This window comes from Kriegella aquimaris, assembly GCF_900103215.1.
Taxonomy (GTDB): Bacteria; Bacteroidota; Bacteroidia; order Flavobacteriales; family Flavobacteriaceae; genus Kriegella; species Kriegella aquimaris.
Window position 1 is genome coordinate 1,011,679 of sequence record NZ_FNGV01000001.1, and the last position, 21,232, is coordinate 1,032,910.

Genomic DNA, 21,232 nt, shown 5'->3' on the forward strand with positions numbered 1-21,232 from the left:
CCCCACTCTAAATCATTATTAATTTTTAAGAATTATTTTTAAAATGAAGATTATAAAAATACTATTTATTGTAATCTCCCTATTGGCATTTAACCTACAATTTGCCCAAGAAGCAGCCGCTGAGGAAGAACAGGGACTATCACTGGATAGAGGTCATATTGATAGCCAGTTTGAGTTTTTATTGAAAAAATCAGGCAATTGGGGTGCTGACGGAAAGAGATATGAGGTGGTCAGAAGGATTTATCTTGACAAATTACGTCAAAATGTGTTGGATTCTTTAAGTACTTTTAATAAAAAAGTAGGTGAATTGAACGCTACAATTTCTGGACATGAAACCACTATTGCTTCGTTGAACAAGAAATTGGAAGACACCACCAACAACCTTGCAGGGGTTACCGAAGAAAAAGACAGCATGTCATTCTTGGGTATTCTCGTGGAAAAAGTCACCTACAACACTATTTTATGGTCGATAATAGCAGGCTTAATGGCGCTTATGCTATTCTTTATGTACAAGTTCAGAAGAAGTAACGTGCTTACGCAAGAAGCAAAATCGAATTTATCTGAACTTGAAACCGAATATGAAGATCATAGACGAAGAGCCCTTGAAAGAGAACAAAAAATAAGTAGGCAGCTTCAAGACGAAATAAATAGATATAAAAAATCAAAATAAGATAAAAGCCCCAGAACGGGGCTTTTATTTTGCCATATGATTGTAATTGTAAGCGCCACAACCAAACATTTAGTGCAATTAGTGCCGTTGTTTGATCAATATCGAATTTTCTACGGACAATCTTCTGATTTGAAGGCTGCTGAAAAATTTCTTGAGTCGCGCATTTTGAATAAAGACTCCGTTATTTTGATGGCAATTATCAAGGGGGAAGCGGTAGGTTTTACGCAACTCTACCCCACCTTCTCGTCCGTTTCCCTTCAACCGTATTATATTCTCAACGATTTATTTGTAAGTCAAGCCCATCGAAACCAAGGAATAGGCGAAATGCTATTGTCTCAAGCAAAAACTTACTGCACGACACGTGAATGTAAGGGCCTCGCCCTAGAAACCGCCGTTGACAATCCGGCGCAACGATTATATGAAAAGTTGGGATGGAAAAAAGATTCACACTGTTTTCATTACTTTTGGAGCGCAAAATAATCACCTAAAGCCTATTTCGATATGCGCATTGACATTATAACGGTCTTACCTGAACTTTTGAAAAGTCCGTTTGAGGCATCAATTCTAAAAAGAGCCATTGAAAAAGGCTTGGTAGAGGTTCATTTCCATAATCTCAGAGATTATACGGATAAAAGTTACAATCAGGTAGACGACTATCAATTTGGAGGAGGTGCAGGCATGGTTTTGATGATTGAACCTATCGACAAGTGCATAACCGCCCTAAAGGCATCACGCACATACGATGAGATTATTTATATGACTCCCGATGGTGAGACCCTTAATCAGAAAATGGCCAACGGCATGTCTTTGCTAAAAAACGTCATCATTCTATGTGGTCATTACAAGGGTGTCGACCAACGCGTGCGAGACACATTGATTACCCGGGAAATATCTATCGGTGATTATGTATTATCAGGGGGTGAACTTGGTGCCGCCATTCTTTGTGATACAGTAATACGATTAATACCTGGTGTCTTAAACAATGAGACATCGGCTTTAACCGATACATTTCAAGACAACCTTTTGGCTCCCCCAGTTTACACTAGACCTTCTGAATATAAAGGAATGAAAGTACCTGAAGTACTTTTAAGCGGAAATTTTCCTAAAATTGAGAAATGGCGTGAAGATCAGGCTATGGAACGAACTGAAAAACTAAGGCCAGATCTGCTAGGATAGTACTTTAAAGCTCAATAATGTGCCAAACATTAAAATTTGTACGAAACATTCTTGCTGTTTCTAATATATAAACTATTTTTGCATCCTGTTAAATCAACCTCTGACGAAAATCGTGAATGTTGGTGCGATTATAATATAAATCAATACAATGGAGTCATTACTTAAGTTTGTCGAAAACGAATTTGTTACCAAAAAAGAATTTCCAAAATTTTCTGCAGGCGATACTATAACTGTCTATTACGAAATTCGGGAAGGTGAAAAAACACGTACCCAGTTTTTTAGAGGCGTGGTTATTCAAAGAAGAGGTACTGGTGCAACTGAAACTTTTACTATTCGTAAGATGTCGGGTACAGTTGGGGTAGAGCGTATTTTCCCTGTTAATATGCCAGCATTGCAAAAGATAGAAATCAACAAAAAAGGTAAAGTCCGAAGATCACGTATCTTCTACTTTAGAGGTCTTACCGGTAAAAAAGCAAGAATCAAGGAAGTCCGTTCATAAACGACTTCAGAGACAATTCAAGGAAAGCCCGCCACTGTGCGGGCTTTCTTATGAACAATTGTTAACAAGTATAGTTCATAAGGTGTTGATTTCAAATATGTTAAACTTTTGCCTTTTGCAATAATTTGTTTTATATTTATGTGTGGTTTGATGGAAATACCGGATCGGTACTAATAATAAACCGCTACGAAGTTTACGTTCTTTGTATTGTTGTTTAGTCTATCAAATGAATAGTAGGTGCGATTATATCAAGCCGAGATTTGTTGAGTTGACGAGCATAAGGCTTAAAGGCTGTCGCTTTTAGGTTATATTATGTGGATTTTCTTTACGTTAAGTGCAAAACTTAGGTTATACATTTAAGATTAAGTTTATTAAAACAATGAAAAAGAAACATGAAGTAGCTACTTGGTTTCATAATTAAGAGCGAAATATGTTTCAAACGTTGAAATAGTGGAACGGATGCAATCAATGGTTGCGGTTTTGTTGTAAATACAGAACACAAAGTTTGTAAAGCTATTTCTAAAAAGCCATATCACATGTATTCGTACAATGATATGGCTTTTGTTATTTAATACTATTAGGAAACAACCTTGTTTTCCACTAGAATCAGATACTTCCTAAAGGCATGTAAATGCTATTTTTGCACCAAAGCAACAGCTTGCCAAAAATCAAACAAGAAAATCCCCGTCCAGCCCTCCTTCTACCCTATTTAAAATTGTATATTTGCTCCGCTTAAATCAAAACACAGATAATGCCAAAAATTTTATACACCAAAACCGATGAGGCCCCAGCTTTGGCCACACAGTCTTTTCTTCCCATTGTAAAAGCGTTCACTAAAACAACAGGAATTCAGGTTGAAACGAAGGATATTTCCCTGGCCGCTCGTATTCTGGCAGTTTTCCCCGATTTCCTTACTGAAGACCAAAAAGTCTCCAACGATTTGGAAGAATTGGGACGTGCAGCGAAGAACCCACAAGCCAATATCATAAAACTACCCAATATTAGTGCTTCTATTCCTCAATTGAACGAAGTCATTTCAGAGCTTCAGAACAAAGGATATGCTTTGCCCAATTATCCTGATGAACCAAAAAACGATGCTGAGAAAGAAATTAAATCGAGATATGACAAAATAAAAGGTAGTGCCGTAAACCCTATACTAAGGGAAGGGAACTCTGATAGAAGAGCTCCGAAAGCGGTAAAGAACTACGCCAAAAAGAACCCGCATACCATGGGTGCTTGGAGTGCTGACTCAAAAACCCACGTTGCGACCATGGAGCATGGCGATTTTAAAGCCAATGAAAAATCGATAACCTTGCCCCACGCTACGAGCATAAGAATAGAGTTACAAAAAACGGATGGCACGACCGTTGTGCTAAAAGAAAAATTAGCGCTTTTGGAGGGCGAGATAATAGATGCCACCATAATGAGTAAAAAAGCGTTGTTAAGCTTTTTGAAAGAACAATTGAAAGATGCCAAGGAGAAAGGGGTACTTTTCTCATTGCACATGAAAGCGACGATGATGAAAGTTTCCGACCCCATTATTTTTGGGCACGCGGTCAAGACATTTTTTGCCGATGTTTTTGCAAAATACGACACATTGTTGGCTTCGATAGGCGCAAATGCCAATGATGGATTGGAAAATTTGCTAAACAAACTAAAAGAGCTTCCAGAAGATAAGCGAAAAGAAATCGAAGCCGACATAGAAAATGCAATTGCCAATGGTCCGGCCTTGGCTATGGTAAATTCAGAGAAAGGCATTACCAACCTACATGTTCCCAGTGATGTTATCATAGATGCCTCCATGCCGGCAATGATCCGAAATTCAGGAAAAATGTGGAACGCAAAAGGAGAACTTCAAGACACCAAGGCAGTAATACCAGATAGTAGTTACGCCGGTATTTACAGTGCTACCATCGACTTTTGTAAAAAGCACGGCGCTTTCGACCCCACAACAATGGGTACGGTTCCTAACGTTGGTCTTATGGCCCAAAAAGCCGAAGAATACGGATCACATGACAAAACCTTTGAAATCGTCGGCGATGGCGTAGTAAAGGTCATCGACATCAATTCTGGCAAGACACTCATAGAACATACCGTTGAAAAAGGGGATATCTGGAGAATGTGCCAAGTAAAGGATGCACCCATTCAAGACTGGGTGAAATTGGCCGTTTCAAGAGCTAGGGCCACCAATATTCCCGCCATCTTCTGGTTAGATCAAGATAGGGCCCATGATATTGAATTGACAAAGAAGGTGAATACCTATTTGGGTGACCACGATATTTCTGGATTGGAAATTAAAATTCTATCTCCTATCGAAGCTACCAATTACACGCTAAAAAGATTAATAAAAGGCGAAGATACCATTTCGGTGTCGGGTAATGTTTTGCGTGACTACCTTACCGATTTGTTTCCCATTCTTGAAGTAGGGACCAGTGCCAAAATGCTTTCAATCGTACCACTTATGAATGGCGGAGGTCTTTTTGAAACTGGAGCCGGTGGTTCTGCACCTAAGCATGTTGAACAATTTCTAGAAGAAGGCCACCTTCGCTGGGATTCTTTGGGAGAATTCATGGCTTTAGGGGTATCCTTGGAATTCTATGGAGAAAAAAATAATAGCCCTAAAGCCCAAGTTTTGGCAGATGCATTAGATATTGCGACTGAAAAATTGTTAGACAATGGTAAATCACCTTCACGTAAGGTCAATGAAATTGACACAAGGGGAAGTCATTTCTATTTAGCTTTATACTGGGCCCAAGCTTTAGCGGAACAAAATGAAGACGCCGAACTAAAATCACTTTTCACCAAGGTTTCCGAAGCATTGAATACCAATGAATCGAAAATCGCCACAGAATTAATAAATGATCAGGGTACTCCGAAAGACATAGGAGGATATTACCTTCCTGATAGCGACTTGATTTCAAAAGCGATGAGACCTAGTGATACCTTTAACGGCATACTTGCAAGTATATAAGGTACTTCCTTAGTCGATATTAAAAACCTTTGTCCTATTGGGGCAAAGGTTTTTTACTTTAATTAATTGTTAACATTATACCTAAGCCTTATTTTCTGTTTACATTTATTAAAAAATGTGCTTAATGGATAACCGCACCAAATTCTTTTATATTCTTTTTCTAAATTTTTGCCTTTTCTCCTCTGCCCAACAAAAGTATACCCTTAGCGGGACAATTTCCGAAGCTGCCAGCAACGAGACCCTTATTGGTGTAACGGTGGCCCTACCAGACCTACGAACAGGGGTTACCACCAACGAATACGGTTTTTATTCCATTACCCTACCCGAGGGAGAGTATATGGTACAAGTGAGTTATTTGGGGTTTCAAGATATAGTTCAAAAGATTGTGTTATCACAAGACCAGAAAGTCAATTTTCAGATGCTTGAAGGGGCCGAAGAACTTGACGAGGTCATTGTGACCGATAACGGAGAGAAGCTCGACATCAGAAAACCTCAAATGAGCGTAAACACCATGGCTGTAGAGACTATTAAGAAAATACCGGTAATCCTTGGTGAGGCCGATGTAATCAAATCGATATTACTACTTCCCGGAGTCACCAATGCCGGCGAAGGTGCTTCGGGCTTCAATGTACGTGGTGGCTCAGTTGACCAAAACCTGATACTTTTAGACGAAGCCACGATTTTTAATTCATCACACCTTTTTGGGTTCTTCTCTGTCTTTAATCCCGATGCCATAAAAGATATCAAATTATATAAGGGGGGCATTCCCGCGCGTTATGGGGGCCGTGTATCTTCAGTACTCGATATATTTCAAAAAGAGGGAAACAGTAAAAATTTTAAGGTGAACGGGGGCATCGGTGCCGTAGCTAGTCGTCTATTGGCCGAAGGTCCGATAATAAAAGACAAAGCAGCATTTCTGGTTGGCGGAAGGGCTTCGTACGTACACCTTTTTCTCCCCCTTTTTGACGTTGATAATACAGCATATTTCTATGACTTGAACACCAAATTAAACTATAAAATCAATGATAGGAATAATATTTTTCTATCCGGATATTTTGGAAGGGACGTTTTCGGAATCAGCGAAAGTTTTGTAAACACCTATGGCAACGCTGTCGGTAATTTTCGCTGGAACCACTTGTTTTCAGATAAATTGTTTTCCAATCTTTCATTGATATACTCCGACTACTATTACGGACTAAAACTTGACTTTGTAGGATTCAATTGGAACTCAGGAATTCAAAATTTCAATATCAAGTATGATCTGAAGAACTACATAAGCGATAAACTTCAAATCAATTATGGGCTGAACAACATCTATTATCAATTCAACCCAGGTAAAATCGAACCTAGCAATTCAGAGTCTGGTATTCTCAAAGAACAACTCATTCAAAAATATGCCAATGAATTTGCGGCCTACATCGATATTGAGCATAGCCTCACAGCGAATTTGAGTTTGGGCTACGGCCTTCGTTTTAGTAATTTCACGCGTTTGGGACAGGAAGAACTCAATGTCTACGAAGATAACAATCCCGTATTGTTCAATTCAGAACTTCAGATTTATCAAGAAGCAGAACCTATAGCTGTGACAAACCCCGGACGCTCAGAAAGTCTCGCCTCGTTTAATAATTTAGAACCACGTATTTCGCTGGCCTACACCATCGATTCAAATAGCTCTATTAAAGCCAGCTACACCCGTTTGGCCCAATACCTACACTTGTTATCAAATACAAACTCCCCTACTCCCTTAGACGTTTGGACGCCTAGCGGCACATTCATTAAACCCCAGTTTTTAGACCAGTTCGCATTCGGTTACTTTAGAACAATGAGTGACGGCGAATACTCTTTAGAAACCGAAGTTTTCCATAAGACCATTAAAAACCGTATCGACTATATAAACGGAGCCAATCTAATCGCCAATGATGCTATTGAACAAGTGATACTTAACGGAGAAGCTCGGGCTTACGGCTTAGAAGTACTCTTAAGAAAGAATGAAGGAAGATTTCAAGGTTGGCTTGCCTATACCCTCTCGAAATCGGAGCAACGAACCCCGGGAAGAACCGCTACGGAAACTGGAATAAACTCGGGTCAGTGGTACAATACACCCTATGACAAACCCCATGACATATCGGTTTTTTCAAGTTACGACCTTAACGATAAATGGAGTGTAAACGCTAATTTTGTATATCAAACGGGACAACCTACAAATTACCCCATTGGGCAATTTGAATTTCAAAATTTGACAGTTCCCTATTATGGTCTCCGAAATCAAGAACGCCTACCCGATTATCATCGTATCGATGTATCGGCAACATTAACACCTAAAAAGAACTTGAATAGAAAATGGCAGGCAGAATGGGTAATTAGCGTTTACAACCTATACAATAGAAAAAATGCCGCAGCCATCAACTTTAACCGCAATCGAGATACCGGTGTTAATGAAGCAGTTCGTACATCTATTTTTGGCATTGTACCCGCGGTCACCTATAATTTTAAATTCTAATCTGATGAAACGAGTTATTCTGATACTAATTATATCAATAACCTTGACGTCCTGTCAAGACGTTGTCGATGTAGATGTTCCGACCGATAGTCCGCGTCTGGTTATTGATGCATTAATGCGTGTCGACGAAAGTGAAGCCGATACAGAAATACAGGTTAAGGCCTCAATTAGCAGCTCCTTCTTCGGTACGTTGGTGCCTGCAAATCTTGAGCGAATTACGTTGTCAAATGAATCAGGTGGAGCACCCCTTGTATTAACAGAAACAGCGTCGGGAACAGGAATATATCAAGCCTATGCTAGTTTGGCATTTCTTAAGTCAGGTACGTTGCATTTGTCTATTCTACATGATGGGCAAAGCTATTCGGCATTTACCGAATACGTGCCTTCGTCGCCCATTGATCGCTTAGAACAGGGTGATGGAACGCTTTTCGATGGTACGGAAACCGAAATTGTTATTACTTTTACAGACGCACCCGACCGTACCGATTTTTACCTTTTTGACTTTGACTTTGGTGAGTATCTAGTCTCTGAGGATACTTTCTATCCGGGACAGCCTTTCAAATTCTCCTATTTTTATGATGAAGAATTAAAAGCATCTATGGAAGTAAGTGTAAGTATTTTAGGAGTTGAGAAAAATTTTTACAATTACATGAACCAGCTCATCGCCCAAAGTAGCGGTGGTGACCAAGGTCCTTTTCAAACCCCTGCAGCCACGGTGAAAGGTAATATTATCAATGTTACGGAAACAAATACGGCGGCGGAAAATAATTATGCCCTAGGCTATTTCGCCGTTTGCCAATCCTATCAGCGATCGATAATTATAGAGTAAAAGAAACCTTAATTCAATACAACAAAGTCGTAAACTATTTTTTGTTGTCTTAACAAAAGTAATTCATGAGAACAGACAAAAACTTACTGGTCAAGGGACTGAAGTACCTATCGATAACAATCGGACTTATGTTCTTGGCCCCGACCGTAATATATCAGGCATTTAAAAATCAAGAACACCCATTTTATTGGCCCGTGTTGATTATCGGTTTAATATTGGCCATAGGCGCAATAGCGGGTGGGTTTTACAGTATGAAGATTATTATGGATGCTCTTTTTCAAAAAAAAGATACTTCGATCGGTGAATAAGTAAAACTTTTTTGACAAAAGACGAGAACGAAAATTTAAAGTCAAGAGCTACTTATTTTCTTTCTTCTCCCCTGTCGCACCCCATTTATTACTGAGGGAGGCATAATCAAAATCCAATGCCGACTCCTGTCTTTCCAATCGTGACGCTGCAAAAGCACGTTGCAGAATATCTTCGATTAGGTAATCTTCGTGAATACTCTCTGGGTGAAATTCCTCTTTAATACTTATTTTAAAAAATTTAGCTGTAGTGTTATACCAAAATGCCCGCCATCCACTACGAAGCTCCTTCACCAAATCAAAAGCGGTAGTCCCTGTTTGCCTATAAATAAGTTTTACCAGAATTTGACCTTCGGTGCGTGTAAGCTTTTTAAGCTCATCCGAAAATTCACCTTCGATATACTTCTGCACCTCTTTCGTGTATTTCTTGCGCTTTCTGTTCTTTTTAATTTTCGTCAAACTATCGTTCAACCCAACCAAACGTTCGGCAGCCAATTTAGCATAAGGGTATACCTTTAACGTTTTTCGGCGTAGAATATAATATTTCAACTTGTCTTTATAGGATGGAAACTTCAGCGGACTAAAGACAAACACCTCGTTTAAAGCAATTGAACTATGAAAAATGGAATCACCTTCAATGATTATCATTTTTTCCGTAACGGAATCCAACGGTTCTTCTTTCACCTGGGCTATCATCAAAAAACCCATCATGAAAAATACCGGAAGAAGTATCTTTTTTATCATCTGTAACATAAAAGCAAAAGCGCTGTAAAATTAACGATAAATAGTTCTCGTTATTATTAATTAAAAGTGAATATTACTAAGTTTGTATCTAAATACACACATACATGGGTACCAAAAATATTCTTACCAAAAAATCACTTGATTTTTTTGAAAAATACCTGAACAATGCAGCTCCCACAGGTTACGAATGGGAAGGGCAAAAACTATGGATGAACTACTTAAAACCTTACGTAGACACCTTTATTACCGATACTTATGGATCTGCGGTAGGCGTTATCAATCCTGATGCCAAATACAAGGTGGTCATCGAAGGTCATTCCGATGAGATTTCATGGTATGTTAACTATATAACGGACAATGGATTACTTTACGTTATCCGGAATGGCGGAAGCGATCATCAAATCGCCCCTTCAAAATGGGTAAACATCCATACAAAAAACGGAATGGTGAAAGGTGTTTTTGGCTGGCCGGCCATACATACCCGAAATAAAACAAAAGAAGAACCACCAAAAATTGATAACATCTTTATCGATATAGGCGCCAAAGACAAGGAAGAAGTTGAGAAAATGGGTGTGCATGTTGGTTGCGTAATCACCTATCCCGATGAATTTCATGTGTTGAACAACGATAAATTCGTCTGTCGTGCCATTGATAACCGTGCCGGTGGATTCATGGTCGCCGAAGTAGCACGATTATTATTCGAAAATAAGCAGAAATTGCCTTTTGGCCTTTACATCACCAATGCCGTTCAAGAAGAAATAGGCTTACGCGGGGCAGAAATGATTACCCAGACCATAAAACCCAATGTGGCCATTATAACTGATGTGTGCCACGATACGACAACTCCGATGATCGACAAAAAGTCGCAAGGTCATACAGAAATCGGAGCAGGACCCGTTATATCATACGCACCGGCAGTTCAGAATAGACTACGGGAACGTATTATCGAAACCGCCGAGAAAAATAAAATTCCTTTCCAACGAATGGCTGCATCAAGATCCACAGGAACCGATACCGACGCCTTCGCCTATAGTAATGGAGGGGTGGCCTCAGCCTTGATCTCTTTACCGCTACGTTACATGCATACCACGGTAGAAATGGTACATAAAGAAGATGTCGAAAATGTAATTCGATTGATTTATCAAACCCTCTTAAATATTAAGGAAGGTGAAACTTTCAGTTATTTCGATTAACTTTTATAACGTCCTCCCCTAAAAAGGAGGACTTTTTTTTATACTATGGATGAACTTATTGACATACTCGATAAAGATGGAAACTTTACGGGTGTAACCGCCATGAAGTCTGAAGCACACCGCAAAGGACTCTTTCATAACTCCATTCATATTTGGTTCTACACCAAAGATGGCCGTCTATTGATACAGCAGCGGGCTAAAAATAAAGATACCCACCCCCTATTTTGGGATGTTTCGGTGGCCGGCCATGTAGGTGCAGGCGAAGAAATCGAAGAATCGGCGATTCGCGAAGCAGAAGAGGAAATCGGCGTACATATCTCTAAAAACGACTTAGAGAAAATCGGAGTTTTCAAATCGGTACACAAGCACCACGACACGTTAATCGACTGCGAATATCACCATACCTACCTTTGTGAGTTAAAAGTGCCGTTAGGAAGCCTTAAAAAGCAAGAAAGCGAAGTAGCGGACCTCTCCCTAATATCACTTATTCAATTTGCACAGGAAACTTGGGGTTTGGCAAACCCTCAAAAGTATGTTCCTTATGATGTTGACTACTACAAGACCGTCATCAAAAGCATAAAAAAAAGATTGTAATAGAAAAACTAATTAGTTGATTCAAACTCCTTCAAAAAGGCTTCTGGATTCTTTAAGTTGTATGTTTCCTGGGTTCCACTTATCATATCTTTCACCACAAACGAATCTTCGCTTAATTCTTGCTCCCCAATCAAAATGACATAGGGAACATTACGGTTATTGGCATACTTAAACTGTTTGTTAATTTTCACGCTGGAAGGATACAAATCAGCCTTTACCCCGGCACCCCTAAGTGTGCTTACCAGTTTTAAGGCCGCCAATGCTTCTCTATCCCCAAAGTTTAGACAAAGCACCTCTAAGGAGCGATCTATGGCTTCTGGAAACAAATTCAATTCTTCCAGTACAAGATAAATACGGTCCAAACCGAAAGAAATACCAACGCCACTGACATCCTTGAGTCCGAATATACCAGTGAGGTCATCATAACGACCACCTCCACCGATGGAACCCATTTTCACGCCTTGTGGGGCGCCAACCTCAAAAATAGCACCTGTATAATAGTTAAGTCCACGAGCCAAGGTAACATCAATCGAAAGTTGTGCCGATTGTAAGCCCAACATCTCAATAGTATCGACAATAAATCGAAGTTCTTCTACTCCTTTGGAGCCATCTTCAGAAGTGGCCAATAGTTCTTTGAGAACAGTCAGTTGTTCGGAGTTCGTACCAGAAAGGGAAAACAATGGGGACGCCTTGGCAATAGCTTCTTCGGAAATACCCTTTTGCAGCATTTCTTTCTTTATACCGGCTTCACCGATTTTATCCAATTTATCCAAAGCCACCGTAAAGTCGATCAGCTTATCTTTTGCCCCGATGATTTCAGCAATACCTGCTAAAATTTTCCGATTGTTTAGTTTGATATTGACTCCCTTCAATCCCAACTCGGTAAAGACGGCATCGTACAATTGCACAAATTCTACCTCTTGCAACAACGAATCGGCACCAACAACATCGGCATCGCATTGATAAAACTCACGAAAACGCCCTTTTTGCGGTCGGTCGGCACGCCATACCGGTTGTATCTGGTAGCGTTTAAAAGGGAAATCTATCTCGTTCTGATGCATGACCACATAACGTGCAAACGGTACGGTCAGGTCATAACGCAGTGCTTTTTCCGAAATCTGAGAGCTAATTGCATTTGAATCCTTCGACTCATAGGTCGCACTATCCACTTTACTAATATAATCCCCGGAATTTAAAATCTTAAAAATTAAACGATCGCCTTCATCACCGTATTTGCCCATTAGTGTTTCGGAGTTTTCAAAGGAGGGTGTCTCTATCAGTTGAAAACCGAAGGTTTCGAAGTGCTTCTTTATTATTGTAAAAATATAATTGCGCTTCGCAACTTCTGAAGGTGAAAAATCACGTGTTCCCTTAGGTATGCCCGGTTTTTGTGCCATTTAATTTCGTTCTATTGCAATAATCCCGTTTAGCCGTGAATTGTATGACAGCAGGGAAAGTTTTTAGTTTTTCTCTATTTTCTCGAATATCGACTTATCCGATTACTTTATCAAACCATTGGTAGAGCTCACCTTGAGTGATAACCGCACCTTGTTGTATCAATTTGAATTTATCGAGGTTTTTGTCTTCGGTATATGCCTTTGAAGCGGTAAGATAGTCGACAAAATCAGATTGCCAGTTCTTTTTGAACCAATTGAAACCTACCGTCGTCGTCAAATCAATTTCAGGGTTCATCACCTTTACCGAAATCAATTTCATTTCTTTTTCCGATAATTGAAAAAGGTGCATTTGCTGGGCCGAGATATTCTCCAAATAGTTCACTTTGGTCAATACACCTTCCCAAACAAGGTCACTAAAGACATCTATTTCTTCTTCGGCCACCTCTGGCTTCTCTTCCTTTAAATTCTTCCATTCCTCCCCAGTAATCGACTGGGTCGCCAAGAAATTAATAAACTCTTGATGCAGTTCTTCCAGCTGCTGCTTTGTAAGTCGTGTATATTTCATAAAAAACCGCCCTTTTTGGGGCGGTGCAAAATTAAGGATTTTGTTATTAATTGAACGTATATCGCACGCCTAATTGGGCCTGCCATCTCGATTGTAGACTTGAGTCGAAACTGAAGGTTTCTTTTAAATTAGGGTCAAAGGTATAAACCGGGTTTCGGTCGGCATCGACCGATACACCCAATACTTCTTGATTCGTTGGTATTTGAACCACACCCCAATCCGAAGATATCAAATTACCCAAATTCAATACATCTAAACTTAATTGTAATGTATTCTTGTTCCCAAATTTAATATCCTGTAACACTTTCATATCCCAACGGCTTCTCCAAGGTGATAAGGCTCCGTATCTTTCCGCATACTTTCCGCGATTATCACTTAAATAGTCGTCTTGTTGTATAAAAGCCTCATAGGCCTCGGCCTGTCCGGCACCACTAAAGGTCATTTGGTTTATTTCGGAAGCTGTCGGAATGTAAATTAAATCATTGTTTCGCGAGGTGACTTGGTCATTATTGATGTTCCCCGCATTCAGATAATTATAACGTCCGCCTTGGGCATATTCAAAAAACGATGATATTGTCGTACCTGTTTTAAAAGCTTTTGAAATTACACCTATAAATCGGTGAGTATCGCCATATTTTGAAAAGGAAAGCACATCGCTATTGGCATTTCCTGCAATCGCGTTTCCGTCAAAAGCATCACCGGTAATTTCAGCTTCGATAGAGTTTACATCTTTTGAATTCAAATAGCTATAAGCAAGACTAGTGAATAAGTCATTATCAAAGTTCTTTTGTGCCTTGAGTACTGCATTTATAACCCTCCCTTTGTCAGAATTAGAAAAAACATAACCACTATTGACCCAATCACTATCAGCATAGTAAGGTCTGTTATCTACACCGTTCAACGTTTGCGACGGTGCGCTCAAACCCCAGTTCTGCACATGTGCAGCATTTATATCTTTGGTATATGACAAATCTGTAGTTAAAACGACACCATTCTCCATTTTATAATCGGCGCCAAGACTTGTGCGCCAAACTTGTGGCCATTGATAATCAGGGTCTATGATCTGGTAGAAAAATACGTCAACCCCCTGAACTTGATTACCTAACCAAACAAATGGGAATCGCCCGGTGAATAATCCGGTTCCTCCCCGTATCTGCAAAGTCCGATCGTTTTTAACATCCCAATTAAAACCCACTCGAGGTGACACCAAAAGGTCATTCGATGGCATTTTCTCAGAATCTAAAAAAACTTGGTCTCCTGTTTCCGGATTCGTGTAGGGTATCGACGGCACGTATGTTCCGGTCGCCCCACCTTTTCTAGCAATATTTTCGCGAACTTTTTCGGCCGTATCAAAATATAGTGGCTTATCAAATCGTACGCCGTACGTTAACTTAAAATTTTCGGTGGTGTTCCATTCATCTTGAAAGTAAAATGCCAATTGGCCTACATTCGTCTCCGCCAAAGACCATCCGCCCATATTTCCGGTACCATTGGCTTCTGAAGAGTTTCGTATTGAAATAGCTGAATTGATAGCGCTTTGATAAAACGACACTAAGGCTGCTTCATTTGCAGGATCCCTGAACTCGGCAATCGAACCTGTCGGAAAGAAGGTGCCTTGGGCACCATATCCGCCAAGGTTGAACGAGTTGGCGAATTGGAATTTTTCAAAAGAAATGCCAACGGTAAAAGTATGGTCGCCCTTAAAGAAGTTTAGATTGTTAGTTAATTGAAAAACTTTTTGATCTAACTTGTTATTAATTGAAAAGGGCTCGTGACCCGCTATAATGTAGTTGGAACCTCCAGATTCGTCTAATAATGTTATTGCCGGAGCCGGCGTTGATTTAGGGTTCCTAAAATCATCAAAAACAGTATAACCTACTTGTAATTTGTTGATGGCTTCGTCTGATAAAGTCGAATTCAATTCCACCTGTACCGAATTAATCTTATTATTTATTTGATAACCGGCATTTTCGAATTGCAAAGTCGCAGGGTTTGGCCCCCTAAAGCCCAAGGCCGTTGGGTGTGCCGGTTTTTCTTTAGAGGCATCCAAAAAATTATAGATAACAGCAAGCCTGTTTTTATCATTGATGTTCCAATCCAATTTAAAGATTCCTTTGGTGGATTGTTGATCAAAGTTAAACCCTTCAAACTTTCCTGGATCATAAAATTCGCCGTTACCTATAGATACCTGTCGCAGCACATTGCTGACAAGTTCAAAGTCAGAAGCCAATACCCGTGATTCATTAATAGCTCCAGTTCCCCGATTTGGAAGAAAGGCAGAACCCAAATCACTTCTTTCGTCGCGTTCGAAATTGGCAAAGAAGAATAGTTTGTTTTTTATTATGGGACCACCGATACTAATTCCATATTGACTTTGACTTAGGTCTGCCTTAAAGACATCTTGACCTTTGATTTTACCCCCGGTCATGTCTTCATTTCTAAAAAAACCGTAAACCGTACCGTAAAATTCATTGGTACCACTTTTCGTTACTGCATTGACAGATGCACCGGTGAAGCCCGATAAAGTAACATCGTAAGGAGCGGTGGTTACTTGAATCTGTTCTATGGCATCAATTGAAATCGGGTTCGCCTCTGTCTGTCCACCTGGTTGGGCAGCATCAAGACCAAAGGGGTTGTTGAAAATAGCACCATCCAATGAAAAGTTATTGTATTGGTCATTTCTACCACCAAAAGAGCCTCCGCTTGCGGTAGGCTCCAATCTTGTAAAATCATTTGTTGATCTTGAAATGGTAGGCAATCGAGTCAGTTCTCTTCTACCTACCGAAGTTTCCGCGCCAGTTCTATCGCTTCCAAAGGTACCGGCCTGATCGGAGACCACGATAACCTCGTCAAGCGATTGGCTTTCCGATGCCAAGGTGACATCAAGGTTAAATGTTTTCCCAAGTGTCAAAAGCACATCACTTTGCGCGTAACTCTGAAAACCAATGTAAGAAATCGTTATTTCGTAAGGCCCACCAACTCTTAAGTTCAATAGGTTGAATCTACCATCTTCATTGGTAATGGCCCCGTACTTCGTCCCTGTGGGTTTATGTAAGGCCACCACGTTGGCTCCCAAGAGTGGTTCGCTTTGATTATCTACCACTGTTCCTCTAATATTGGAAGTGGTCACCTGCGATGTGACGGAAAAAGTTAAAAATAGAGAACAGACAAATAGCAGTATTTTGTATTTCATAATCGAGAAGTGTTAGTTTACTCTAAAATAAAACAAAAAAAAAGAGTTATGCATGCATAACTCCTTTAACTTATCAACCGTCTAATAGACTATTTTTGGGCGGCGACCACTTCGAAGGCGAAGTCGACAACAACATCCCTGTGCAGTCTAATCTGCGCATTGTAAGGTCCGGTTCTTTTAACTGAACCACCCAGAATGTTAATATATTTTTTGTCGATTGTATGTCCTTCCTTGCTTAATGCCTCAGCCAAATCAATAGTAGTGACAGATCCGAACAATTTGTCTCCAGCTCCAGTCTTCGCTGAAATTTTCATTTCAAGCGCTTTTAAAGCTTCGGCTGTTTTGCTGGCAGCATCTACTACTTTCTTTTCTTTATGGGCCCTTTGCTTTAAATTCTCGGCCAACACTTTTTTGGCTGAAGAGGTAGCGATAGCAGCTAATCCCTGAGGAATAAGGTAATTTCTACCATAGCCATTCTTTACACTTACCAAATCATCTTTAAAGCCCAAGTGCTCTACATCTTGTTTTAATATAACTTCCATAGTATACTTTTCTTTTATTTTAATAAATCACCAACATAAGGCATCAAAGCTATATGACGCGCTCTTTTAACCGCTTGGGCTACTTTTCGTTGATATTTTAAGGAAGTTCCTGTTAGTCTTCTGGGAAGTAATTTCCCTTGCTCGTTCACCAACTTCATCAAGAAATCAGCGTCTTTATAATCGATATACTTGATACCCGATTTTTTGAACCGACAATATTTCTTTTTGGTGTTTGTCTCAATATTCAATGGGGTCAAATACCTGATTTCCCCATCTTTCTTTCCTTTCGCCTGTTGTTGTAAAGTTGCCATGTTCTTACGCTTTAGTTTTTAACCTACTTCTTCTTTTCTCAGCCCACTCGATAGCGTGCTTATCTAATTTAACGGTCAAAAAGCGCATAACACGCTCATCTCTTCGGAACTCTTGCTCATACGAGCCAATGACTTCACCAGTACCGGTAAATTCGAACAAATGGTAAAAACCACTTTTCTTGTGTTGTATGGGATAGGCCAATTTCTTTAGCCCCCAATTTTCTTTGGAGACCATTTTGGCTCCATTGTTAATTAAGAAATCCTCGAATTTCTTAACTGTTTCCTCTATCTGAGTATCAGACAGAACGGGATTCAAAATGAAAACAGTTTCGTAATGGTTCATATTAATTCATATTTTAGGAGCGCAAAAGTAAGAATATTTACGACTATTTACAAGAAAACGGAAAAATCTTCGTTATGGTTTAGATATCATAATAATCGAACTTAACCTAAATTTAAAGTATGGTCGTTGTCAATTACACAGCATTTTATGCAATGTTTACAAATTTTATTGCCGTTTAACGTGTTTTTTCAGTAATTTGTCGATGATTTAACCCCTCAAATCAATCCATTTATGAAATTAAGAAGTATAATCGTAGATGATTCATCTATGCAGCGCATGGCAGTGGCGAAGCTGGTCAACAGCCATCCCAATCTGGCTATGGTGGCTGAGTACACCAATGCCATTGAAGCCAAGAACGGCATCAAGAACAACGAAATCGACCTAATTTTCCTAGATGTCGAAATGCCTATTATCAACGGATTCGACCTACTCGAGTCGTTGGAGAATAGCCCTCAAGTAATTTTAATTACCGGTAAACCTGATTACGCCCTTAAGGCGTTTGATTACGATGTTACCGATTATTTGCACAAACCTATTACTATGGCACGTTTTGATGCTTCGGTAAAGAGAGCTGTGGCCAAATATGAGCAAATGCACAGGGTCAACGAAGATGAGGAACATATTTTCGTAAAAAGTAACCTCAAAAAGAGAAAGGTCATACTTAATGATATCAAATGGGTGGAAGCCCTTGGAGACTATATCAAATTGGTGACCGATGAGGCCAATATTGTAATTCTTTCGACAATGAAGTCTTTTGAAAAGCAATTGCCAGAAGATAAATTCCTACGTATTCATAAATCGTATATCGTGAATTTAGAAAAAGTAGAAAAATTCAACAGCAAGAATGTTGAAGTTAGCGGACGTTCCATTCCATTGAGCAGAAACAAAAAAACGGAATTGGCCGAAGCTTTGAACAACGTATAAACCAGCTTCTCAAATGTGGTCTACATTGTAGATAATACGCACACTTTGGAACTGGGCAATAGCATTAAAAGAATTAGAAATTCTTTTAATGCTATTTTTTGTTTTAGACATCGATTGTTTTTTCGGTATCTTAATAATGATATTTTTCAGGTACTGGTTTCTAATTCGAGCCACTGGTGGGTATTCTGGTCCCAATACTCCCTGACCAAATACATTGCGAAGTGCTTGAGCAAACCATTCCGAGGCTTCGTTCAATTTGTTGTAATCTTTATGTTTAAAGGTTAGCTTAATTATCCGATTATTTGGCGGATATTTAAATTGTTCCCGTTCATACAATTGTTCTTTGAACATTTCTTCATAACTACTCGTCGTGACCTGTTTTAGAATCTGATGGTAAGGATTATAGCTCTGTATGATTACCTTTCCCCTTTTCTTTGTTCGCCCTGCCCTACCAGCTACTTGGGTCAACAATTGAAAACTGCGTTCATGGGCACGGTAATCTGGAAAATATAACAATGTATCCGCATTCATAATACCTACAAGGCCCACATTTCTAAAATCGAGGCCTTTGGTCAACATTTGTGTACCTACTAGTATATCGATTTCTTGTTGTTCAAAAGCATTGATTATCTTCTCATAGCCAAATTTGCCCCGGGTCGTATCCAAGTCCATTCGCCATGCTTTTGCCTTCGGGAACAAGGTCTCTAATTCCTTTTCTACCTGTTCGGTACCAAAACCTTTGGTATCTAACGTCTGGCTACCACATGCCGGACAGCTCTCCGGCAATGCGATATGGTGACCACAATAATGACATCGCAGTTGTTTTTTATACTCATGATAGGTCAGGCTCACATCGCAATTTGGGCATTGCGGAGAATGGCCACAAGTGGTGCACTCGACGACTGGCGCAAAACCCCTTCTATTCTGAAATAAAATAACCTGTTCACCTGCTTCGAGTGTTTCACCGATTTCATTGAACAAACGCTCTGAAAAGTGACCTTTCATTTTACGTTTTCGAGTCTCTTCCTTTAAATCTACCAGCTCCATATCAGGCAACAGTACGTCACCATATCGGCGACTTATCTCGGCATACCCATATTTACCAGTTTGAACGTTAAAGTATGTTTCAATACTGGGCGTCGCAGAACCCAACAAAATATTGCATTTATGTAAGGTAGCGAGTACAATCGCAGCGTCTCTGGCATGATATCGGGGAGCAGGATCAAATTGCTTGTATGAACTCTCATGCTCTTCATCGACCACAATCAACCCTAAATCTGAAAACGGCAGAAACAGCGCCGATCTCGCACCAATAACAATTTGGGCCTTGTCTTTTTTAAGCGCGACATTCTTCCAGACCTCTACTCTTTCCTGAACATTGTATTTCGAATGGTAAACAGATACTTTCTCACCAAAATACTCCTGTAACCGAACTATTAATTGTGTGGTCAAAGCAATCTCTGGAAGCAAATACAAGGCTTGCTTACCAGAACGCAGACATTGTTCTATCAATTTTACATATACCTCCGTTTTTCCTGAGGATGTCACACCATGAAGTAAGGTAACCTTTCCTTTTTCGAAGTTTTCGGAAATATCTTCAAAAGCCTTTTTCTGGTATTCGTTTAGTGCTTTTATACTTATGTTTTCTACACCCTCATCATAATTTACCCGATCGGTTTGGATAAAATACTCCTCCAAGATTTCCTTTTTAATCAATGATTTGATAACCGCTTTTGAGCCACCACTCATTTTTTCCAAGTCATCTACTTTTATTGGCTTTAAGTTTCCTGCCTGAAGTTGAAAAAGTGAAAGCACTACCTGACTTTGTTTGGGAGCACGAGTCAAATCTTGTAACAGGAGTGCCAATCGGTCTTCGGAGAGATATTCTTTTCCCAATTTTACATAGCGCACCAATTTCGGCCGGTATTGCTCAAAAATTTCTTCCTTGATAAGAATAGCATTCTTCTCAAGCAATCGGTTCAATACGGGAAGGGCATTTTTCTTATCGATTATTGCTGCAACTTCATGTACTTTCAACGATGTTTGATGTTGTAAGGCTTCAAACACCAAGAATTCATCATCTTGCAGCGTATTCTCATCTACATCGTAAGCGTGGTTCTTAAGAATAAGGGTTTCGCTTTCCAGCAAAAATGCACTGGGCACTGCACTTTTGAAAACTTCCCCCAAAGTTGCCATGTAATAATCAGCGATCCAACGCCAGTGTTGTAATTGAATTTCATTGACGATAGGCCTGTCATCTAAAATCTGATGAATTTCTTTTGCCTTATAAGCAGCCGGGGCATTGTTATGTATGTCATTTACCAATGCGGTATAAATCTTAGACTTGCCAAATGGCACGGCCACCCGCATGCCAGGCTTTAGAAATGTTGCCTCAGCTTCAGAAATACTGTACGTAAATAATTTTGCTAATGGAATCGGTAAGATAACGTTGACAAAGTGCTGCATACTTCAAAAT

The 21,232-nt window shown here is 39.7% G+C and carries 19 protein-coding genes; 11 read left to right on the top strand and 8 right to left on the bottom strand.

Annotation, left to right across the window (positions count from 1 at the left end):
• The first annotated feature begins 43 nt into the window (after positions 1–43).
• From BLS33_RS04310 to BLS33_RS04345, 8 genes are all read left to right on the top strand, one after another.
• On the top strand, positions 44–670 hold the full coding sequence (locus tag BLS33_RS04310; protein WP_089885614.1) for a tRNA (guanine-N1)-methyltransferase: 627 nt from the start codon (positions 44–46) through the stop codon (positions 668–670).
• A 36-nt stretch (positions 671–706) separates the two neighbouring features.
• Positions 707–1,150, top strand: a complete 444-nt coding sequence (locus BLS33_RS04315) for a GNAT family N-acetyltransferase (RefSeq protein ID WP_176801316.1) — start codon at positions 707–709, stop codon at positions 1,148–1,150.
• Positions 1,151–1,171: 21 nt separating this feature from the next.
• Positions 1,172–1,846, top strand: a complete 675-nt coding sequence (gene trmD, locus BLS33_RS04320; protein ID WP_089885617.1) for a tRNA (guanosine(37)-N1)-methyltransferase TrmD — start codon at positions 1,172–1,174, stop codon at positions 1,844–1,846.
• 148 nt (positions 1,847–1,994) lie between these two features.
• The gene (rplS, locus tag BLS33_RS04325) at positions 1,995–2,345 is read left to right on the top strand and encodes a 50S ribosomal protein L19 (protein WP_089885620.1); all 351 of its coding nucleotides are present in this window, start codon (positions 1,995–1,997) and stop codon (positions 2,343–2,345) included.
• A 751-nt stretch (positions 2,346–3,096) separates the two neighbouring features.
• A complete protein-coding gene (locus BLS33_RS04330; RefSeq protein ID WP_089885624.1) occupies positions 3,097–5,316 on the top strand; it encodes an NADP-dependent isocitrate dehydrogenase in 2,220 nt (739 codons plus the stop codon).
• A gap of 124 nt (positions 5,317–5,440) precedes the next feature.
• Entirely contained in the window at positions 5,441–7,816 is a 2,376-nt protein-coding gene (locus BLS33_RS04335) for a TonB-dependent receptor (RefSeq protein ID WP_089885627.1), read from the top strand.
• Between the two features lie 4 nt (positions 7,817–7,820).
• Positions 7,821–8,645 carry a DUF4249 family protein gene (locus tag BLS33_RS04340; RefSeq protein WP_089885629.1) on the top strand — a complete coding sequence of 275 codons (825 nt, stop codon included), beginning with the start codon at positions 7,821–7,823 and terminating at the stop codon, positions 8,643–8,645.
• Between the two features lie 65 nt (positions 8,646–8,710).
• Complete coding sequence (locus BLS33_RS04345) at positions 8,711–8,953, top strand: DUF6095 family protein (RefSeq protein ID WP_089885632.1); 243 nt, start codon at positions 8,711–8,713, stop codon at positions 8,951–8,953.
• 48 nt (positions 8,954–9,001) lie between these two features.
• On the opposite strand, the gene BLS33_RS04350 is transcribed toward BLS33_RS04345, so the two are convergent.
• Entirely contained in the window at positions 9,002–9,694 is a 693-nt protein-coding gene (locus BLS33_RS04350; RefSeq protein ID WP_089885635.1) for a DUF4294 domain-containing protein, read from the bottom strand.
• A gap of 104 nt (positions 9,695–9,798) precedes the next feature.
• Here BLS33_RS04350 and BLS33_RS04355 point away from each other — a divergent pair, with 104 nt between their 5' ends.
• Both BLS33_RS04355 and BLS33_RS04360 read left to right on the top strand, forming a co-directional pair.
• The gene (locus BLS33_RS04355; protein WP_089885638.1) at positions 9,799–10,887 is read left to right on the top strand and encodes a M42 family metallopeptidase; all 1,089 of its coding nucleotides are present in this window, start codon (positions 9,799–9,801) and stop codon (positions 10,885–10,887) included.
• A 45-nt stretch (positions 10,888–10,932) separates the two neighbouring features.
• Positions 10,933–11,481 carry an NUDIX hydrolase gene (locus tag BLS33_RS04360; protein WP_089885641.1) on the top strand — a complete coding sequence of 183 codons (549 nt, stop codon included), beginning with the start codon at positions 10,933–10,935 and terminating at the stop codon, positions 11,479–11,481.
• An 8-nt stretch (positions 11,482–11,489) separates the two neighbouring features.
• Here the strand turns inward: BLS33_RS04360 and hisS are convergent, their stop codons facing one another.
• The 6 genes from hisS to rpsF all read right to left on the bottom strand — a co-directional run bounded on the left by hisS (position 11,490) and on the right by rpsF (position 17,832).
• Positions 11,490–12,878, bottom strand: coding sequence for a histidine--tRNA ligase (gene hisS, locus BLS33_RS04365; protein WP_089885645.1), 1,389 nt, complete (start codon positions 12,876–12,878; stop codon positions 11,490–11,492).
• A 94-nt stretch (positions 12,879–12,972) separates the two neighbouring features.
• On the bottom strand, positions 12,973–13,443 hold the full coding sequence (locus BLS33_RS04370; RefSeq protein ID WP_089885648.1) for a DUF6495 family protein: 471 nt from the start codon (positions 13,441–13,443) through the stop codon (positions 12,973–12,975).
• Between the two features lie 46 nt (positions 13,444–13,489).
• Entirely contained in the window at positions 13,490–16,636 is a 3,147-nt protein-coding gene (locus BLS33_RS04375) for a TonB-dependent receptor (RefSeq protein ID WP_089885652.1), read from the bottom strand.
• A gap of 89 nt (positions 16,637–16,725) precedes the next feature.
• Positions 16,726–17,178, bottom strand: coding sequence for a 50S ribosomal protein L9 (gene rplI / locus BLS33_RS04380; protein WP_089885655.1), 453 nt, complete (start codon positions 17,176–17,178; stop codon positions 16,726–16,728).
• A gap of 14 nt (positions 17,179–17,192) precedes the next feature.
• Complete coding sequence (gene rpsR, locus BLS33_RS04385; protein ID WP_089885658.1) at positions 17,193–17,489, bottom strand: 30S ribosomal protein S18; 297 nt, start codon at positions 17,487–17,489, stop codon at positions 17,193–17,195.
• Between the two features lie 4 nt (positions 17,490–17,493).
• Complete coding sequence (rpsF, locus tag BLS33_RS04390; RefSeq protein ID WP_089885662.1) at positions 17,494–17,832, bottom strand: 30S ribosomal protein S6; 339 nt, start codon at positions 17,830–17,832, stop codon at positions 17,494–17,496.
• A 231-nt stretch (positions 17,833–18,063) separates the two neighbouring features.
• Here rpsF and BLS33_RS04395 point away from each other — a divergent pair, with 231 nt between their 5' ends.
• Positions 18,064–18,756 carry a LytR/AlgR family response regulator transcription factor gene (locus BLS33_RS04395; protein WP_089885665.1) on the top strand — a complete coding sequence of 231 codons (693 nt, stop codon included), beginning with the start codon at positions 18,064–18,066 and terminating at the stop codon, positions 18,754–18,756.
• A gap of 9 nt (positions 18,757–18,765) precedes the next feature.
• Here the strand turns inward: BLS33_RS04395 and priA are convergent, their stop codons facing one another.
• Positions 18,766–21,222 carry a replication restart helicase PriA gene (gene priA, locus BLS33_RS04400; protein WP_089885668.1) on the bottom strand — a complete coding sequence of 819 codons (2,457 nt, stop codon included), beginning with the start codon at positions 21,220–21,222 and terminating at the stop codon, positions 18,766–18,768.
• Positions 21,223–21,232: the final 10 nt, after the last annotated feature.

Excerpts from the sequence above, each read along its gene's own strand:
- BLS33_RS04310 (WP_089885614.1), top strand. The coding sequence starts at position 44 with ATGAAGATTATAAAAATACTATTTATTGTAATCTCCCTATTGGCATTT.
- BLS33_RS04315 (WP_176801316.1), top strand. The coding sequence starts at position 707 with ATGATTGTAATTGTAAGCGCCACAACCAAACATTTAGTGCAATTAGTG.
- trmD (WP_089885617.1), top strand. The coding sequence starts at position 1,172 with ATGCGCATTGACATTATAACGGTCTTACCTGAACTTTTGAAAAGTCCG.
- rplS (WP_089885620.1), top strand. The coding sequence starts at position 1,995 with ATGGAGTCATTACTTAAGTTTGTCGAAAACGAATTTGTTACCAAAAAA.
- BLS33_RS04330 (WP_089885624.1), top strand. The coding sequence starts at position 3,097 with ATGCCAAAAATTTTATACACCAAAACCGATGAGGCCCCAGCTTTGGCC.
- BLS33_RS04335 (WP_089885627.1), top strand. The coding sequence starts at position 5,441 with ATGGATAACCGCACCAAATTCTTTTATATTCTTTTTCTAAATTTTTGC.
- BLS33_RS04340 (WP_089885629.1), top strand. The coding sequence starts at position 7,821 with ATGAAACGAGTTATTCTGATACTAATTATATCAATAACCTTGACGTCC.
- BLS33_RS04345 (WP_089885632.1), top strand. The coding sequence starts at position 8,711 with ATGAGAACAGACAAAAACTTACTGGTCAAGGGACTGAAGTACCTATCG.
- BLS33_RS04350 (WP_089885635.1), bottom strand. The coding sequence starts at position 9,694 with ATGATAAAAAAGATACTTCTTCCGGTATTTTTCATGATGGGTTTTTTG.
- BLS33_RS04355 (WP_089885638.1), top strand. The coding sequence starts at position 9,799 with ATGGGTACCAAAAATATTCTTACCAAAAAATCACTTGATTTTTTTGAA.
- BLS33_RS04360 (WP_089885641.1), top strand. The coding sequence starts at position 10,933 with ATGGATGAACTTATTGACATACTCGATAAAGATGGAAACTTTACGGGT.
- hisS (WP_089885645.1), bottom strand. The coding sequence starts at position 12,878 with ATGGCACAAAAACCGGGCATACCTAAGGGAACACGTGATTTTTCACCT.
- BLS33_RS04370 (WP_089885648.1), bottom strand. The coding sequence starts at position 13,443 with ATGAAATATACACGACTTACAAAGCAGCAGCTGGAAGAACTGCATCAA.
- BLS33_RS04375 (WP_089885652.1), bottom strand. The coding sequence starts at position 16,636 with ATGAAATACAAAATACTGCTATTTGTCTGTTCTCTATTTTTAACTTTT.
- rplI (WP_089885655.1), bottom strand. The coding sequence starts at position 17,178 with ATGGAAGTTATATTAAAACAAGATGTAGAGCACTTGGGCTTTAAAGAT.
- rpsR (WP_089885658.1), bottom strand. The coding sequence starts at position 17,489 with ATGGCAACTTTACAACAACAGGCGAAAGGAAAGAAAGATGGGGAAATC.
- rpsF (WP_089885662.1), bottom strand. The coding sequence starts at position 17,832 with ATGAACCATTACGAAACTGTTTTCATTTTGAATCCCGTTCTGTCTGAT.
- BLS33_RS04395 (WP_089885665.1), top strand. The coding sequence starts at position 18,064 with ATGAAATTAAGAAGTATAATCGTAGATGATTCATCTATGCAGCGCATG.
- priA (WP_089885668.1), bottom strand. The coding sequence starts at position 21,222 with ATGCAGCACTTTGTCAACGTTATCTTACCGATTCCATTAGCAAAATTA.